General features: G+C 70.0%; 14 protein-coding genes. 2 read left to right on the top strand and 12 right to left on the bottom strand.

What is annotated here, in order from left to right; genetic code table 11:
* Window positions 1–39: 39 nt before the first annotated feature.
* From EP757_RS10185 to EP757_RS10145, 9 genes are all read right to left on the bottom strand, one after another.
* Window positions 40–1665: a cation acetate symporter gene (locus EP757_RS10185; RefSeq protein ID WP_127544199.1), complete on the bottom strand. Its 1626-nt coding sequence runs from the start codon at window positions 1663–1665 to the stop codon at window positions 40–42.
* A complete protein-coding gene (locus EP757_RS10180) occupies window positions 1662–2048 on the bottom strand; it encodes a hypothetical protein (protein WP_127544197.1) in 387 nt (128 codons plus the stop codon). The genes EP757_RS10185 and EP757_RS10180 overlap by 4 nt, the downstream gene beginning before the upstream one ends.
* Before the next feature lie 31 nt (window positions 2049–2079).
* On the bottom strand, window positions 2080–3624 hold the full coding sequence (locus tag EP757_RS10175; RefSeq protein WP_127544195.1) for a DUF4153 domain-containing protein: 1545 nt from the start codon (window positions 3622–3624) through the stop codon (window positions 2080–2082).
* Window positions 3625–3640: 16 nt separating this feature from the next.
* Window positions 3641–4675, bottom strand: a complete 1035-nt coding sequence (locus EP757_RS10170; protein ID WP_127554178.1) for a HAMP domain-containing sensor histidine kinase — start codon at window positions 4673–4675, stop codon at window positions 3641–3643.
* Window positions 4675–5367 carry a response regulator transcription factor gene (locus EP757_RS10165; RefSeq protein WP_127544193.1) on the bottom strand — a complete coding sequence of 231 codons (693 nt, stop codon included), beginning with the start codon at window positions 5365–5367 and terminating at the stop codon, window positions 4675–4677. The genes EP757_RS10170 and EP757_RS10165 overlap by 1 nt, the downstream gene beginning before the upstream one ends.
* Before the next feature lie 146 nt (window positions 5368–5513).
* Entirely contained in the window at window positions 5514–6251 is a 738-nt protein-coding gene (locus EP757_RS10160) for a LytTR family DNA-binding domain-containing protein (RefSeq protein WP_127544191.1), read from the bottom strand.
* Window positions 6248–7447, bottom strand: a complete 1200-nt coding sequence (locus tag EP757_RS10155) for a sensor histidine kinase (protein WP_127544189.1) — start codon at window positions 7445–7447, stop codon at window positions 6248–6250. The genes EP757_RS10160 and EP757_RS10155 overlap by 4 nt, the downstream gene beginning before the upstream one ends.
* Window positions 7448–8045: 598 nt before the next feature.
* Complete coding sequence (locus EP757_RS10150) at window positions 8046–9635, bottom strand: sugar transferase (protein WP_127544187.1); 1590 nt, start codon at window positions 9633–9635, stop codon at window positions 8046–8048.
* A 166-nt stretch (window positions 9636–9801) separates the two neighbouring features.
* A complete protein-coding gene (locus tag EP757_RS10145; protein WP_127544185.1) occupies window positions 9802–10662 on the bottom strand; it encodes an Fpg/Nei family DNA glycosylase in 861 nt (286 codons plus the stop codon).
* Between the two features lie 24 nt (window positions 10663–10686).
* On the opposite strand from EP757_RS10145, the gene EP757_RS10140 reads away from it, so the two are divergent.
* Entirely contained in the window at window positions 10687–11850 is a 1164-nt protein-coding gene (locus EP757_RS10140; RefSeq protein WP_127544183.1) for a glycosyltransferase family 4 protein, read from the top strand.
* Window positions 11851–11943: 93 nt separating this feature from the next.
* Here the strand turns inward: EP757_RS10140 and EP757_RS10135 are convergent, their stop codons facing one another.
* From EP757_RS10135 to EP757_RS10125, 3 genes are read right to left on the bottom strand one after another with little or no spacing between them, the layout of a single operon-like run.
* Entirely contained in the window at window positions 11944–12666 is a 723-nt protein-coding gene (locus EP757_RS10135) for a CDP-alcohol phosphatidyltransferase family protein (RefSeq protein ID WP_127544181.1), read from the bottom strand.
* Window positions 12641–13702 carry an iron-containing alcohol dehydrogenase family protein gene (locus EP757_RS10130; RefSeq protein ID WP_127544179.1) on the bottom strand — a complete coding sequence of 354 codons (1062 nt, stop codon included), beginning with the start codon at window positions 13700–13702 and terminating at the stop codon, window positions 12641–12643. The genes EP757_RS10135 and EP757_RS10130 overlap by 26 nt, the downstream gene beginning before the upstream one ends.
* On the bottom strand, window positions 13690–14421 hold the full coding sequence (locus tag EP757_RS10125) for a sugar phosphate nucleotidyltransferase (protein ID WP_127544177.1): 732 nt from the start codon (window positions 14419–14421) through the stop codon (window positions 13690–13692). Before EP757_RS10125 ends, EP757_RS10130 begins: the two co-directional genes overlap by 13 nt.
* A gap of 107 nt (window positions 14422–14528) precedes the next feature.
* On the opposite strand from EP757_RS10125, the gene EP757_RS10120 reads away from it, so the two are divergent.
* Window positions 14529–15623 carry a PLP-dependent aminotransferase family protein gene (locus EP757_RS10120; protein WP_127544175.1) on the top strand — a complete coding sequence of 365 codons (1095 nt, stop codon included), beginning with the start codon at window positions 14529–14531 and terminating at the stop codon, window positions 15621–15623.
* Window positions 15624–15716 lie beyond the last annotated feature (93 nt).

Here is a 15716-nt window from a genome sequence, read left to right as displayed (position 1 = left end):
GACTTGAACGTATCGGCCCGAAGTGCCGGGCGGAACCGGTCACACCCTCAGTGACTCCGGTGCGTGCAGCCGGAGCATGGTCGCCCCGATGTCGGCCGGAACCCGCCGGCTGGTCAGTAACGAGCCGCTGATCATCACGATGAAGGCCAGCGGAACGGTCCATGCGGCCGGCTGTTCCACGAACGAGGCGACCCATCCGGACAAGGGCGGGCCGAGGACGGTGATCAGCACGGCGGCCATCGACGCGCCCCCGCCGGCGACGAGACCGGCGATCGCGCCCGCGGCGGTGAGACGCCGCCACCAGATGCCGAGGACCAGCAGTGGGCAGAAGCTCGACGCCGCCACGGCGAAGGCGAGGCCGACCACCTTCGAGACGTCCATGTCGGACACGTAGAGGGCGAACAGCGTCGGCACGCTCGCGGCCAGCAGGGTGGCCAGCCGGAACTCGCGGATCGAGCCGCTGCGGCCGGACCGCAGCACGTCCGTGAAGATCACCCCGGCGACGCTGGTGAGCAGGCCGGACGAGGTGGAGAGGAAAGCGGCGAGCGCGCCGGCGGCGACGAGGGCGCCGAGCAGCCGGCCCAGATGCCCGCCACCCAGCGCGGCCTCCGGCAGCAGCAGGACCACGGCGTCGGTGTGCCCGGTCATGAGCAGTTGGGGCGTGTAGATCCGGCCGAGCACGCCGTAGAGGGTGGGCAGCAGATAGAAGAGGCCGACCATGGCGAGCACCACGAGGGTGGTCCGGCGCGCCGACGCGCCGTCCGGGTTCGTGTAGAAGCGGACCAGCACGTGCGGCAGCCCCATGGTCCCCAGGAAGGTCGCCAGGATCAGCGAGTACGTCGCGAACAACTCCTGGTCGCCGCTGGGCAGCAGCCAGTCCGGGCCGAAGCCGGCGTCGACGGTGCTGATCCGGGGTACCGCGTCGCCCGCCGCGAAGTGCAGGGTCTCGCCGGCCTGCACTGCCCGGCTGCCGTTCAGCACCGCGTCCTGCTCGATCACCACGGTGGTGGCAGCCGGGAAGACGGCGCCCTCCGGCGGTGTCGCGGCCGGGCGTCCGTCCGACTGCCACTGCAGGACCAAGAAGATCATCGGTACGGCGAGAGCCGTCAGCTTCAGCCAATACTGGAACGCCTGCACGAAGGTGATCGCCCGCATCCCGCCGAACGCCACGTTCGCGGTGACGACGGCGCTGACGAGCAGGGCGCCCCAGACGTACGACCCGCCGGTGATCGTGGCGAACGTCAGTCCCGCCCCCTGCAACTGCGGCAGCAGGTAGAGGCAGCCGATGAACAGCACGAACGCGGTCGCGAGCCGGCGCAGCGTGCGGGACCGCAGGCGTACCTCGCAGAAGTCCGGCAGGGTGAACGCCCCGGATCGGCGCAGCGGCGCCGCCACGAAGAGCAGCAGAGCGAGGTACCCGGCCGCGAAACCGACCGGGTACCAGAGCATGTCGACGCCGTACGCGAGGATCAGCCCGGCCACACCGAGGAACGACGCCGCCGACAGGTACTCGCCGCTGATCGCCGCGGCGTTCCAGGTCGGGCTCACCGAGCGGGACGCGACCAGGAAGTCCGAGGTGGTCCTGGCGAACCGCAGCCCGTACGCCCCGATCGCCACGGTCAGCAGCACCACCACGATCAGGCCGGGGCCGAGGTACGGATTCACCGCTCCGGCCGCCGGATCACCGAGGCGAAGTCCTGCTCGTTGCGCTCGGCCCAGCGGACGTAGAGCGCACCGATCCCGACCAGGAACGGGAACGACAGCAGGCCGAGCAGCAGCCACGGAAGGGGGACCCCGGCAACCCGGAACGCACCGACCCCGGGCGCCGCCACGAACAGCAGCGGCAGCGTGCCCAGCCCGGCGACGACCACCAGCGCGAGCCGCAGCGCGAGTCGCAGCTGGGCCCGGACCAGCCCTTTGACCAGCGCCTCACCGATCGGCGTCTGCTCGGCCAGGTCGATGCCGGCCCGGTCGGCCGCGCCCCGCCTCGCCGCGGCCTCGGCCAGCACCACACGGGTGCGGGCGGGGTCGGGGGTCGCGGCGGCCATGTCCGGCAGTCTCTCCGGCCAGCGAGAATTGTCAATAGCAGATCGTCGGACGGGCGACCGGATCAGCGGCGAGCGCGTCACGGGCGTTCACCAGGCCGAGGTTCCAGCTACGCCAGCCGTCGTCCTCGGGCAGCGTCTCGCCCAGCTTCCAGAGCAGGCAGGCGCGTGGCGACGATCGTGGAAGCTCCATGAGGGCGGGTACGGCGTCCGGCGAGAGCGAGGAGAGGTAGCCGAGGTCGATCAACTGGGTTCGCTGGTAGCGGTCCACGGCGCTCTCCGCGATCAGCCGGTCCGGGTTCGCGACGGCCAGGCCGATCAGGGCGAGCACCCCGGTCGCGATCGCCACCCGGGGCAGCCACGCCGCCCGGATCCGGATGCCGGCGATCAGCACCATCGTGAGGACCAGGCCGAACCAGGCCTCGCAGCAGGCCACCAGAAGTCGCAGCCGGGTCAGCCCGTACGTGTCGGTGTAGACGTTCATCCGGTGCAGCGCGGACGCGACGATGACCAGGGTGAGCGCGGCGAGGCTGCCGAGGACGGTACGCAGCAGGACCCGGTCGGCCGGGGTGCGGCGCGGCGCCCAGCGAGCGGCGCCGGCCAGCACGACCAGGGTGAGCACGGTGACCGCGCAGAGCTGCCAGAAGCCGGATCTCGCGTACTGGGCGTAGGTCAGCCCTTCGGTCTCCACCACATAGCGGACACCGCCGAAGAGAACGGTCAGCTGGATCGCCACGAACGCGCCGAACAGCAGCACCAGCAGGCCGAGCGGCACCGCCCACTCCATCCAGCCGACCTTGCGGCCCTCGGTGTGGTCCAGCTTCCCGGCCACCGGCGGCGCGGCACGCAGGAACGCGGCGGCGGTGAGCACGACGAACGTGATGCCGCCCAGGAAGATCCAGCGAACGAGCACGTCGCCGCGCAGGTCCGGGGCGGCGGCGGCGAAGACCCTGGCGAACGCGGCGTCGGCCGAGGCGAACAGCGCGCCGAAGACGCCGAGCAGCACGATCGAGACGACGGCGGTGCCGATGATCCGGACGGGCGAGCCGGTCCGGCTGCTGCGCAGCCGCGAGAGGCCGTGGGAGATCCAGGGAAGGCCGCGGACGGCCGCGATCGGGACCAGGGCGTACGCCACAGCCAGCGCTCGCAGCGACCGTCCCGCACTCAGCGAGATCGCCGCGGTGACCGTCCCGACCAGCAGGCAGAGCACGAAGAGCCAGCCCGCCGCACGGAATGTGCCGACGCCGAGCAGCACGATCGTGGCGGCGGCCCAGGCGAACCGATCCCTCGTGCCGTTGTCCGGCGCGCGTTCGACCAGCACGGGCACCGCCTGCTTGCCCGGCACGGCGCGGGCGACGATCAGCGCGGCCGTCCCGGCGATCGCCGTGATCAGCCAGCCGATGCCGGGGCGGTCCACCGGAACGGCGATCGCTGCCACCACCGCCGCGGCGGCGAGGGCGACGATCGTCGGGCCGGATGCGGGCGCTCCGGGACCCGGCCAATGCCGGTTGCCGGATAGCTGGGGCCCGTGGATTTCTCCCTTTTGTCCAGTCTGGAGGGCTGGAGGTGCCGTAGTCATGACTTATCGCCTTTCGTCAGGCGTCGAGGGGAAGGCGTACCTGGATGTGGCAGCCGCGGTCGCCGTCCGGCTCGACCACGGCGATGGTTCCCCGGTGCATCTGCACGACCCAGCGGGCGATGGCCAGGCCGAGGCCGGTCCCGCCGCCGGTGGCCCGCTCGCCCCGGGTGAAGCGTTCGAAGACGCGTTCCCGTTCGCCGGCCGGGATGCCCACGCCCTGATCCACGACGGCGAGCAGCAGGTGTTCGTCACGGCGCTCGGCGCGTACCGTGACGGTCCCGCCGGCCGGGCTGTGCCGGGCCGCGTTGTCCAGCAGGTTGGCGAAGACCTGATGCAGGCGTTCCCGGTCGCCGGAGATCGCCATACCGGGTGCGGAGACGGTGAAGCGGACACCGTCGCCGGCGTTCAGCGCGGCCTCCCGGACGACCTCGTCGAGGAAGGCCGGCACGTCGATCGTGTCCCGGCGCAGCGGCACGACCCCGGCGTCCAAACGCGACAGATCGAGCAGATCGGTCACCAGCCGGCTCAGTCGCTGGGTCTGTGCCAGGGCGGTGCTCATCGTCTCGGGCTCGGGGTCGGCGACCCCGTCGACGATGTTCTCCAGCAGGCCCTGAAGTGCGGTGATCGGCGTACGCAGCTCGTGCGAGACGTTCGCGATCAGCTCGCGCCGCTGGCGGTCCGCGGCGGCGAGGTCGGCGGCCATCTGATTGAACGCCGACGCCAGCTCGCCCACCTCGTCCTGCGAGCGGGTCCGGATCCGGCGGGTGTAGTCGCCGCGGGCCATCGCCCGGGCGGCCACCGTCATCTCACGCAGCGGCGTGGTCGCGCCATGGGCCATGACCTGCAGCGTCACCAGTCCGAGGGCGGCAGCGATGGCGATCCAGAGCAGGTCGATCCGGTAGAAGTCGATGCTCCACAGGAAGACGAGCAGTCCCACGCCGCCGGCGAAGCCCAGCGCCAGGGAGAGCTTCGCCTTGATCGAGCGGACCGGGTCGAGCGGCCGGGGCAGCCAGCCGAACAGTCGCGCGGCGATCCTGTGGACGGCGAGCATCATCGGTCGACCTCGAGCGCATAGCCGACCCCGTGCACCGTGCGGATCAGGTCGGCGCCCAGCTTGCGGCGCAGCGCCTTGATGTGGCTGTCCACGGTGCGCGTGCCGGACGCGTCGGCCCAGCCCCAGACCTCGGCGAGCAGCCTCTCCCGGGGAACCACCGTCCGGGGCCGGCCGGCCAGGTGCACCAGGAGGTCGAACTCGGTCGGTGTGAGGTGTGCTTCGACACCGGCGCGCAGGACCCGGCGCTCGGCCTGGTTGATCTCCAGGTCGCCGAGCCGGATCGCGCTCGGGGTCTTCTCGCCGACGCTGCTGATCTTGGAAGCTCGCCGGACCAGCGCGTGCACCCGGGCCGCCAGCTCGCGCATCGAGAACGGCTTGGCCATGTAGTCGTCGGCGCCGACAGCGAGCCCGACCAGCAGATCGGTCTCGTCGCCGCGGGCGGTCAGCATGAGCACCGGAACCGGGCGCTCGGCCTGGATCCGCCGGCACACCTCGAGGCCGTCGAACCCGGGCAGCATCACGTCCAGCACGACGACGTCGGGCCGGCCCGTCCGCGCGGCCTCGACCGCTGCCGGGCCGTCCCCGGCGATCTCGACGGCGAATCCCTCGGCGCGCAGGCGGGCTGCGACGGCGTCGGCGATGGCCCGCTCGTCCTCCACCACCAGGACGCGTCGTTCGGTCGGCTCCATGGATCAGCAGCTTAAAGACCTGGTGAGGAGAGGAGGCGGTGGAGTTGTGAACGATCTGTGGAGACGATCCGAGACTTAAGGTAAGCGGCCTCAGCCTGTGGATAACCCTGTGGGAAAGCCTGTGGACCTGTGGACAACCGTGTGGATTAGCGGGTCCAGTCGTGTTTCACGGCCCTGATCAGACGATCTTTGAGCTCGCGGGTGTGGCGGCGGCTCACCGGCAACTCGACGCCGTCCACGGACACGACGTAGCCCGAGCCGGTCAGCCGGAGCTCGGTCACCAGGCGCAACTGGACCAGGTATGAGCGGTGGATGCGGACGAAACCGGCATTGGCCCAGCGCTCGGCAAGGGTGGCGAGGGACACCCGTACAAGATGGGATGTCTCTGATGTGTGAAGCCGCGCGTAGTCGCCCTGCGCCTCCACCCACCGCACCGACGACCGCGGAAGCATCCGCGTCGTGCCGGCCAGCTCCACCGGGATAGCCGGCTCGTCCGGCGGCACCGACGGCGCGGGAGCGGCCCGCAACCCGGCCACCCGCCGCAGCGACTCGCCCAGCCGCTCGGCACGCACCGGCTTGCGGACGTAATCGGTCACGCCCAGGTCGAACGCGTCCACAGCGCCGTCGTCGTAGGCGGTCACGAACACGATCGCCGGCGGCTGCGCGAACCGGCGCAGGATCCGGGCCAGCTCCATGCCGTCCAGACCGGGCATCCGGATGTCCAGGAAGACCGCGTCCACCTCGGTGTCACGCAGCACCCGCAGCGCCTCGGTCGCGTCGCCGGCCCGGTGCACGTGCGCGACCCGGCCGTCCGCGTTCAGCAGGTAGGCCAGCTCGTCGAGCGCCGGCGGCTCGTCATCGACGGCCAGGACGACGAGGCTCATGCCCGCACGTGGGGGTGGAATTTCGGCACTCGCATGCTCACTTTCGTACCAGCTCCCGGCGCCGTCTCCACCACCAGGCCGTTGTGGTCGCCGAAGACGCTCCGCAGCCGCTCGTCCACGTTCACCAGGCCGACGTGCTGGCCGTCCTCCTCGTCGGTCCGATGCGATTCGAGGGTGAAGACCGCCGGATCCATGCCCACCCCGTCGTCCTCGACCGTGATGTGACACTCCGCGCCGGCGTCACGAGCTTCGATGCTCACCATACCGACGCCGGGCTTGCGGGACAGGCCGTGCCGGACCGCGTTCTCCACCAGCGGTTGCAGGCAGAGGAACGGCAGGCCGACCGGGAGCACCTCCGGCGCGATCTGCAGCCGCACCTGGAGACGGTCACCGAACCGGGCCCGTTCGATCATCAGGTAGCGGTCGATCGACCGCAGCTCCTCGGCCAGCGTCGTGAACTCGCCGTGCGCGCGGAACGAGTACCGGGTGAACTCGGCGAACTCCAGGATCAGCTCCCGCGCGCGCTCCGGGTCGGTGCGGACGAACGAGGCGATGGCCGTCAGCGCGTTGTAGATGAAATGCGGGCTGATCTGCGCCCTCAGCGCCTTCACCTCGGCCCGGGCCAGCCGCTCCCGGGACGAATCGAGCTCGGCGAGGGCCAGCTGCGAACCCGCCCATCGGGCCGCCTCCAGCGTCGCCTGCACCAGCCCCGGCGCCGGCTGATCGTCGGCCACCGCCACCAGCGCGCCCTGCGGCGTCCCGTCCGGTCCGGCCAGCGGCGCGATCACCGCACCCCGCACCACACAATCCACCCGGTCACAAGGCAGATCAGAGCCATTGAGTACGACGGACCGCTGTGTTGCGGTGGCCCGCTTGGCCGCGGCCGTCAACTGTTCCTCGTGGTGGGCGCCCCGGCCGTCATGACCGAGGCTTCGCTGCCCGTCCGAGATCGCCATCCCGACCGCGCCGACCAGCGTCCTGAGGTGGCGGACCGCTTTTCCGGCGCTCGCCGCGGTCAGCCCGGCCCGCAGCGGTTCGGCGGCGAGCGCGGCCGTGTGCAACACGTCGTAGGTGGCCCGCTGCATCGCCGTCGCGACCCCCCGCCGCGCTCGCAGCCGGATCGTCCCGACGACGGCCGCCACCAGCGCGATGACGACAGCCAGCACCGCGAGCACACTGCCTGCCTGTCCCGCCACGCAGGAATGTTCGCGCGTCTACCCGTCCACGGCAATCCACAACCCCGCCGAGTCCGTCCCCAGATCACGTTAGCCGTCCACGGGAGCGACATTTCGGGCGTGGAGGTGGCGCGCGTCGGAAACGCGGCAACGTGCCGGTTGCGGGTGACGGTGCCGCGCGGCTGTGACTCATTGCTGTTGTTCGGGTGGGCTGACGCACGTGGGGTTGGGCCGACGGCTTCGGCTGTGGCTCATTGCTGTCGTTCGGGTGGGCTGACGTACGTGGGGTTGGGCCAAGCGGACTGCGGCTGTGACTCGTTGCTGTTGTTCGGGTGGGCTGACGCACGTGGGGTTGGGCCAGCGAGCTTCGGCTGTGACCCATTGCTGTCGGAGCGGCTACTTCCGGGCGGTGAGTCACAGCCGAGGGTGGCGCCTGGCGGTGAGTCACCGCCACGGGGCGGTCGGCGACTGGGGTGGGGACTGATAGGAGAGGGGCGCAACCCATTACGCAGGTCGCGCGGTGTGAGGTCGCGGTTTGGACGCGTAGCGGCCAGCGACCGGCGCCGGGCCCTCGGCGGGAGCGGCGGTCTGAACCCACCGCCCCGCTGCGAGATCGGGGTTAGTACGCGCCCTTGCGCTTCAGGACGACCCAGATGGTGCGCCAGAGAATCGACAGGTCGTAGGTGAGGGACCAGTTGTCGACGTAGTAGAGGTCGAGGCGGACCGCTTCGTCCCAGGAGAGGTCGGAGCGGCCGGAGACCTGCCAGAGGCCGGTGATGCCGGGGCGGACCAGCAGGCGGCGGCGGACGTCGCCCAGGTAGTCGCCGTCGTCGGCCGGGAGCGGGCGGGGGCCGACCAGGGACATCTCGCCCTTGAGCACGTTGATCAGCTGGGGGAGCTCGTCGAGGGACGTGGCACGCAGCTTCTGACCGAACGCGAAGATACGCGGGTCGTGCTTCATCTTGAAGAGCATGCCGTCGGACTCGTTGAGCTCTTCGAGGGTGGCCTTGCGCTCCTCGGCGTCCTGGTACATCGTCCGGAACTTCCAGACCCGGAAGGTCCGGCCGTCGTGGCCGACACGGGTCTGGCGGAAGAAGACCGGGCCCGGGTCGGAGAGGCGGATGCCGAGCGCGATGATCGCCAGGATCGGGCTGATCAGCAGCAAGCCGAGACCCGCGGCGACCCGGTCCATCAGGTTCTTGATCAGCCAGCCGGGGCCGGAGAGCGTGGGCTCCTCGACGTGCAGCAGCGGCAGGCCCTCGATCGGGCGGATGTGCACGCGCGGGCCGGCGATGTCGGTGAGCTGCGGCGCGACGACCAGGTCGACGCCGGTGCCCTCCAGCTGCCAGGCCAGACGGCGCAGTTCGCCGGGCTCGGCACTGGCCGAACCGCAGACCGCGATCGTGTCCCCGCCGACCTCACGGACCAGCGACAGCACGTCCCGGCCGGCGTAGATCGGCACCGGCGTCTCGATGCCGCGGGCGGCCGCGTAGCCGTCGGTCAGGTGGATCGCGACCGGGATGAGACCGGCGGCCGGGCTGCGCGTGACGTGGGTGTAGACCTCGAGCGCCTCGGGCAGGGTGCCGACCAGGATCATCCGGTGCGCGCCGTGACCGGTGCGACGGCGGGAGTAGTGCAGGATCTGCCGGGCCATCGCCCGGTTGACCACGATGAGCACCAGCGCGCTCAGCGACACCGTCGCGACAGTGCCGCGGGAGAGGTCGGTCTTGGTGGCGAACGCGAGCAGGGACACGCTGGCGACGACGGTGACCGAGGTGCGGACGACCCGCTTGAACTCCTCGCTGCCCAGGCCGAGATAGCGCCGGTCGTAGGTGCCGTTCGTCCACAGCAGCACGAGCCAGCCGAGGGGGAGCACCACGTACGCGAAGAAGTTGAACAACTCGATGCCGTCGAACAGGCCCCACGAACGGTTGATGAAACCGCTCTTCGACTTCTCCAGCAGTGAATCCGCGATATAACTCGCCACCAGCGCGGAGAGCAGATCGACGATCACCAGGGCGAAGGTGTAGGGCCGGTGCCAGCGGTTCAGGCGGCGGTGCTGCCGGGTCCAGGCGGACCTGGGTACGCCGTTGCTCGGCGGCGGCGTCTGCTGCCACTCGAAGCTGTCGTACCCCACGGGCTGGCTCCGGCTGCTGTCGGTTGTTGGGCGATGCAGGCTAGTCGTCACTTCGCCTACGTCCTCCCGCATCCGGAAAAAGATTACGCACCGCCACGACCTTTGGATCGTCGGCGGGTCCGCCGATACCCGTTCGCGTCACAACGGTTGCCAGGGACCGGGCCACTATACCGATGGATTGCCCATAGAGAAGGTGACGTTGTGGCAGCAATCCCGCTGTGTACGCTCCGTGATCGAGTCATCGCACCAGTTTGGAGAGCCGGCGGTCCGCGAGGGGCTTGCCGCCGGTCTGGCACGTGGGGCAGTACTGGAGGCTCTTGTCGGCGAACGAGACCTCCCGGACCGTGTCGCCACAGACCGGGCAGGGCAGCCCGGTGCGGGCGTGCACCCGCATCCCGGCCCGCTTCTCACCCTTGAGTTCGGCCGCCTTCTGACCGACCGAGCGCTCCACCGCGTCGGTCTCCACTTCGCGCATCGCCTCGTACAACGAAGTGATCTGGTCGTCGGTGAGCTTGCCGGTCAGGGCAAAGGGGGACATTTTGGCGACATGCAGGATCTCGTCGGAGTAGGCGTTGCCGATTCCCGCGATGATCTCCTGATTCACGATGATCCCTTTGATCTGTCCGTTCTGCGACGTGATCCGTTCGGCGAACTCGTCGCGGGACACCGACAGGGCGTCCGGACCGAGCCGCGCGACCCCGGGGACCTCGGAGGGGTCCCGGACCAGGTAAACGGCGAGCGACTTCTGGGTGCCGGCCTCGGTCAGGTCGAACCCCGAGCCGTCGTCCAGGCGCACCCGGACCGCGATCGGGCCGCTGCCCGGTTTGAGAGGGGCCGGCGACTTGAACGAGTCGCGGTAGTGCAGCCAGCCGGCGCGGGCCAGGTGGACCACGAGATGGATCTCCGGGCCGATGCCGACGTCGAGGAATTTGCCGTGCCGGCCGGCGCTCGTGATTCCAAGATCCGTCAAGGCCGACGGCGCTGGGTCGTACGTCTTCAGCGCACTGAACGACGCCACTTCGAAACGCTGCACGGTGTGGCCGACCGCGCGCTCACGCAGGTATGCGGCGAGCGCCTCGACCTCGGGGAGTTCGGGCACCATCTCACGGTAGCGTTTCGCGCCATGAAGGTGGTGGTAGCGCACAACCGGTACCGCGAGGCGATCCCCTCGGGCGAGAACGTCATCGTCGACACGGAGATCGGTCAGCTGCGGGAGTCCGGCGTTCAGGTCGTCCCGTTCCAGCGGAGTTCCGATTCGATCTCGTCGATGGGTGGCGCTCAGAAGGCGCTACTACCGATTTACCCGATTTATGGGCTGGAAGCGCAGAAAGATCTTGCTGCCGTATTAAAAGCGGAGAAGCCGGACGTTCTGCACCTGCATAACCCCTATCCCCTGCTTTCGCCCTGGGTGATCCGGACCGCGCACGCCCACAACGTGCCCGTCGTCCAGACGGTCCACAACTACCGGCAGGTCTGCTCCTCGGGGCTGTACTTCCGGGACGGCCACAACTGCCGGGACTGCCGTGGCAAGGCGCTCGGCTGGCCGGCGATCAAACACAAGTGCTACCGCGGCTCGGCGGCGCAGAGCGCGATCATGGCGACGACCCTCGCGGTGCACCGGCCGACCTGGCACTCCGTCGATCGATACATCGCGCTCACCGACAAGATCGCCGCACATCTCGTGGACTACGGCGTCAAGCCCGAGCGGATCGTCATCAAGCCCAATGGACTTCCCGATCCCGGTACGCCGGAAGCCCTCGGCGAAGGCTTCCTCTACGGCGCGAGACTCTCCCCGGAGAAGGGCCTGGGCCTGCTGCTCGACGCGTGGCAGCGGCACCCGGTCGGATCCCTCGGCCTGCTCCGGATCGCCGGCGACGGCGAGTTGCGCCCACTGGCCGAGCAGGCGGCGGCCACCCGATCCGACGTGGTCTACCTGGGGCCGCTCGACAAGGCCGGCATGATCGCCGCCCGGAACGCCTCGGCCGTGGTCGTCGCGACGCCCACCTGGGAGGACGTCCTGCCCACGGTGATCCTGGAAGCGATGTCGTCGGGGCGGGCCGTGCTGGGTACCGCGGTCGGCGGGATCCCGTACATGGTGGGCGAGGGCCCGGAGGCGGCCGGTTGGCTGGCGGCGCCGGATCCGGCAGCGCTCGCCGCGGTGCTGCCCGCCGCCCGGGACGGCGCGGCCCACGCCGCTCGGCAGGCGCGGGAGCGGTATCTGCGGCACTTCCACCCGGACGTGCTCACGAAGCGTCTCATCGAGATCTATGCGGACATGTCGCGCTGATCGGCTGCTCGCAGCGCCGCTCACGCCGGATCATGCGTACGACGGCAAAACGCCGCGATCTTGGAGGATCGCGGCGTTTCACGAACGGAGCGGTCAGCCTCGCAGGGCCTCGCGGCCGGTGTGCGCGATGCTGGCCGCCAGGAAGCCGCCGTTGATCAGGGTGAACAGCGCGACGAACCACACCGTCCACTGCGGAGCCACGGTCAGCAGCACGCCCGCGAGCGCCACCACGAACCCGTAGTCCCGGATCAGCTTGGCCGCCCGGACCGGCAGCGCCTGGCTGGTCACCATGCTCGACGCCTTGTCGCCGGTCTGCATCACCGAGGTGACCAGGTTGACCATCCAGGTGGCGGCGAACGCGGCCAGCAGCCAGGCCGGGGTGTCCGGCTCCTGCGCCTTCGCGGTCGCGGCCAGCGCGGCGACCAGCGACGACTGCACCGCCACGTCGCAGAGCACGTCCAGCCGGGCGCCGGCCGCGCTGGACTGCCCGGTTACGCGGGCGAGTTGACCGTCGGAGCAGTCGAACGCGTACGCCAGCTGCCAGCCGATCAGCGCGAGCAGCCCGATCGGCGCGGCCCAGAAGCCGTCGGCCACCGGACCGGCCGCCACGATCACGGCGAACGACGTGAGTACGCCGAGGCCGAGGTTGAACACGGTCATCACGGTCGGCGACAGGTGGTGCTTGTGTGCCTGCACCGCGATCCGGGAGCCGATCCGCTGGCTGATCGCCTCGCTGAAGAGGCCGCCGCCGCGGTTGACCGCGTAGTAGTCCGCCGCGGTCGGCGGAGCCTCAGCGGGCCGCGACGGCGTCGTCATACTCAGTCAGCTTCCGGTGGATCTCCTCGGGCGTCATCGCGAGGTGCTCCAGAATCGTGTAGCGGTCGGGACGGGTCCGCGGCGCGAACTCGATGACCTTGACGAACTGGTCGGCGTCGAGACCGACGTCGGCCGGCGTGCGCGGCAACTGGTGCCGTTGCAGGCAGTCGGCCATCTGGCCGAACCGGCGCTCGTCGCCGCGCAGGAACGTGCAGAACAGCGCCCCCAGGCCGGCCAGCTCGCCGTGTGAGGCGGTGCCCGGGTAGAGCGAGTCGGTCGCGTGGATGATCTCGTGACAGCCGCCGCTGCAGGGCCGGCTGCTGCCGCTGACCGCCATGGCGAGTCCGCTGCAGATCAGGGCCTCGGCGAGCACGGTGACGAAGGCGTCGTCGTTCATGTCGCCGGGCATCGACAGGATCGCCTCGGCGCCCATCCGGGACAGCGAGGACGCGATGCCGTCGACCGGTTCGCCGCGGACCTCACGGCCCAGCTCCCAGTCGGCGAGCGCGCTGATGTTGCTGATCACGTCGCCGATGCCGGCCCGGTTCACCGCGTCCGGGCCGTTCTCCACGAAGTCCAGGTCGACGATGACGCCGAACGGGATGTGCACCCCGTACGACCCCTTGATCCCGTCGTTGACCAGGCTCGCCACCGGGGATGCGATGCCGTCGTTGGCGAGGCTCGTCGCCACCGACACCATCGGCAGGCCCCAGCGGCTGGCGGCGTACTTGGCGGTGTCGACGGTCTTGCCGCCGCCGATGCCGACCACGGCGTCGTAGTTGCCGGAGCGCAGCTTGTCGGCGAGCTCCAGCGCCGCGTCCAGCGTGCCGCCGCTGGTCACGTAGATGCCGGCCGAGGCCAGCGACGGGCGCAGCAGATCGACGATCTGCTCGCCGATGCCCGGGCCGACCACCACCGCGACGTCGCCGCCGGAGGAGATGCGGCCGTCGGCAAGAATCTTGCCGAGGTCGGCGACCGCGCCCCGCCGCACTTCGATGTGCAGCGGGGTCTGGACGCTACGGGCTAGTAGCGGCATGCGATGTCCCGGGCCTTCGCCAGGTCGTCGTGGTTGTCCACCTCGACCCAGGGCAGGTCGCCGATCGACGCGGCACGGACCTCGCCGCCGCGGTCCGCGTACACCTGGAAGCCGTCCTCGTAGTACTGGTCGGGGTTGGCCTCCCAGGTGGCCTTGAGCGCGTCGGCCAGCTTGCCGGCCGCGGACGCCTCGATGATGTTGGCGCCGATGTACTCGCCGTAGGCCTCGGAGGGCTCCATCAGCTTCGTAATCTTGGTGAGCTGGCCATCTTCATTGAAGACGGTCTTCATCTCCTCGTCGGCCAGCTTCTTCACAGTGTCGACAGCGAGAAGGATGCTCGGGCCGCGGTTGGCGAGCAGCGTGTGCTCCACGCTCACCGGGTGGACGGTGTCGCCGTTCACCATGAGCGCGCCCTGGGCGAAGTGGTCCCGGGCGAGCCACAGGGAGTAGGCGTTGTTCCACTCCTCGGCCTTGTCGTTGTGAACCAGGGAGATCTTCACGCCGTACTTCTGCTCGAAGCCGTCGACCCGGACCTCGACCGCCTCGGCGCGGTAGCCGACGACGATCGTGACATCGGTCAGCCCCGCGGCAGCGAGGTTGCGCAGCGAGATGTCCATGATCGTGGTCTCCCCGTCAACGGGGACCAGCGCCTTAGGCAGCGTGTCCGTGTACGGGCGCAGCCGGCGCCCAGCCCCGGCGGCGAGTACCAAACCGATCATGGGGTGGTTCCTTCCAAAATAAGGGTGTGACGGTGCCCAGCGAGGATAGCCGCACTCGCAAGGACCACTCCGAAAATGGTATAGACCCAGCTTCTAAGCTGGGGACCATGACCGCTGAGCAGCTGATCTCCTTCGCCCGTGGCGCCCCGTCGCTGGACATCGTCGACGTGGAGGGCCTGAAGGCCGCCGCAGCCCGTGCTTTCGACGCCGATCCGGCCGGTGTGACCGCCTACGGCACCTCCGTCGGCTACCTCCCGCTGCGGAAGTGGATCGCCGACAAGCACAACGTCTCTCCCGACCAGGTCATCGTGACGAACGGCTCGCTCCAGGCGGACGCGTTCCTCTTCGGCCACCTGGTGCAGCCCGGCGACGACGTGATCGTGGAGAAGCCGACCTACGACCGGACACTGCTCAACCTGCAGAACCTCGGCGCCAAGGTGCACCAGGTGACGCTGCGCGAGGACGGCATCGACATCGACGAGCTGCGCGGTCTGCTCGAGTCCGGCGTACGCCCGAAGCTCGCGCACATCATCCCGAACTACCAGAACCCGGCCGGCCTCACGCTGTCGCTGGAGAAGCGTCAGGCGCTGCTCGCCCTGGCCGCGCAGTACGAGTTCATCATCTTCGAGGACGACCCGTACGTCGACATCCGCTTCCGTGGCGAGCCGCTGCCGTCGATGCTCTCGCTGGACGGCGACAACACCGTGGTGCACGCGTCCAGCTTCACCAAGACGGTCTGCCCGGGTGTCCGGGTGGGTTACCTGGTCGGCCCGGCCGCGCTGATCGACGCGATCGCGAAGAAGGCCACCAACCTGTACATCTCCCCGGGCATGGTCTCTGAGGCGATCGTCCACCAGTTCTGCGTCTCCGGTGACATCGAGAAGTCGGTGCGCACGGTGAGCGCGGCCCTGGGCGAGCGGGCCCGCGTGCTGGCCGAGTCGATCCGCAAGCACATCCCCGGCGCGACCTTCACCGAGCCGGACGGCGGCTACTTCCTCTGGGTGGACCTGCCCGCGGACGTCGACGTGGACAAGCTGTTCCCGGCGGCCATGAAGAAGGGCGTCGCGGTCGTGAAGGGCAGCGACTTCCTGCTGGAGGGCGGCAAGAACTCGCTGCGCCTGGCGTACTCGGCGGTCACCGTCGACCAGATCGACGAGGGCGTGCGCCGCATCGCCGAGGCGATCGAGGAAGTCCGGGGCTGACGTCGCGCCGCGCCGGTCCGGGAGAACCCGGACCGGCGCCGGGGCGAACAGGTAGCCTCGACGGGTTTGGCGGGCGATCCGGGGGAGGTCTGG

The sequence above is a fragment of the Actinoplanes sp. OR16 genome (assembly GCF_004001265.1).
Taxonomy (GTDB): Bacteria; Actinomycetota; Actinomycetes; order Mycobacteriales; family Micromonosporaceae; genus Actinoplanes.
This window is presented reverse-complemented; position numbering and strand designations above follow the sequence as displayed.

Excerpts from the sequence above, each read along its gene's own strand:
- EP757_RS10160 (WP_127544191.1), bottom strand. The coding sequence starts at position 6,251 with ATGAGCCTCGTCGTCCTGGCCGTCGATGACGAGCCGCCGGCGCTCGAC.
- EP757_RS10140 (WP_127544183.1), top strand. The coding sequence starts at position 10,687 with ATGAAGGTGGTGGTAGCGCACAACCGGTACCGCGAGGCGATCCCCTCG.
- EP757_RS10165 (WP_127544193.1), bottom strand. The coding sequence starts at position 5,367 with ATGGAGCCGACCGAACGACGCGTCCTGGTGGTGGAGGACGAGCGGGCC.
- EP757_RS10180 (WP_127544197.1), bottom strand. The coding sequence starts at position 2,048 with ATGGCCGCCGCGACCCCCGACCCCGCCCGCACCCGTGTGGTGCTGGCC.
- EP757_RS10120 (WP_127544175.1), top strand. The coding sequence starts at position 14,529 with ATGACCGCTGAGCAGCTGATCTCCTTCGCCCGTGGCGCCCCGTCGCTG.
- EP757_RS10170 (WP_127554178.1), bottom strand. The coding sequence starts at position 4,675 with ATGCTCGCCGTCCACAGGATCGCCGCGCGACTGTTCGGCTGGCTGCCC.
- EP757_RS10130 (WP_127544179.1), bottom strand. The coding sequence starts at position 13,702 with ATGCCGCTACTAGCCCGTAGCGTCCAGACCCCGCTGCACATCGAAGTG.
- EP757_RS10150 (WP_127544187.1), bottom strand. The coding sequence starts at position 9,635 with ATGCGGGAGGACGTAGGCGAAGTGACGACTAGCCTGCATCGCCCAACA.
- EP757_RS10175 (WP_127544195.1), bottom strand. The coding sequence starts at position 3,624 with ATGACTACGGCACCTCCAGCCCTCCAGACTGGACAAAAGGGAGAAATC.
- EP757_RS10125 (WP_127544177.1), bottom strand. The coding sequence starts at position 14,421 with ATGATCGGTTTGGTACTCGCCGCCGGGGCTGGGCGCCGGCTGCGCCCG.
- EP757_RS10135 (WP_127544181.1), bottom strand. The coding sequence starts at position 12,666 with ATGACGACGCCGTCGCGGCCCGCTGAGGCTCCGCCGACCGCGGCGGAC.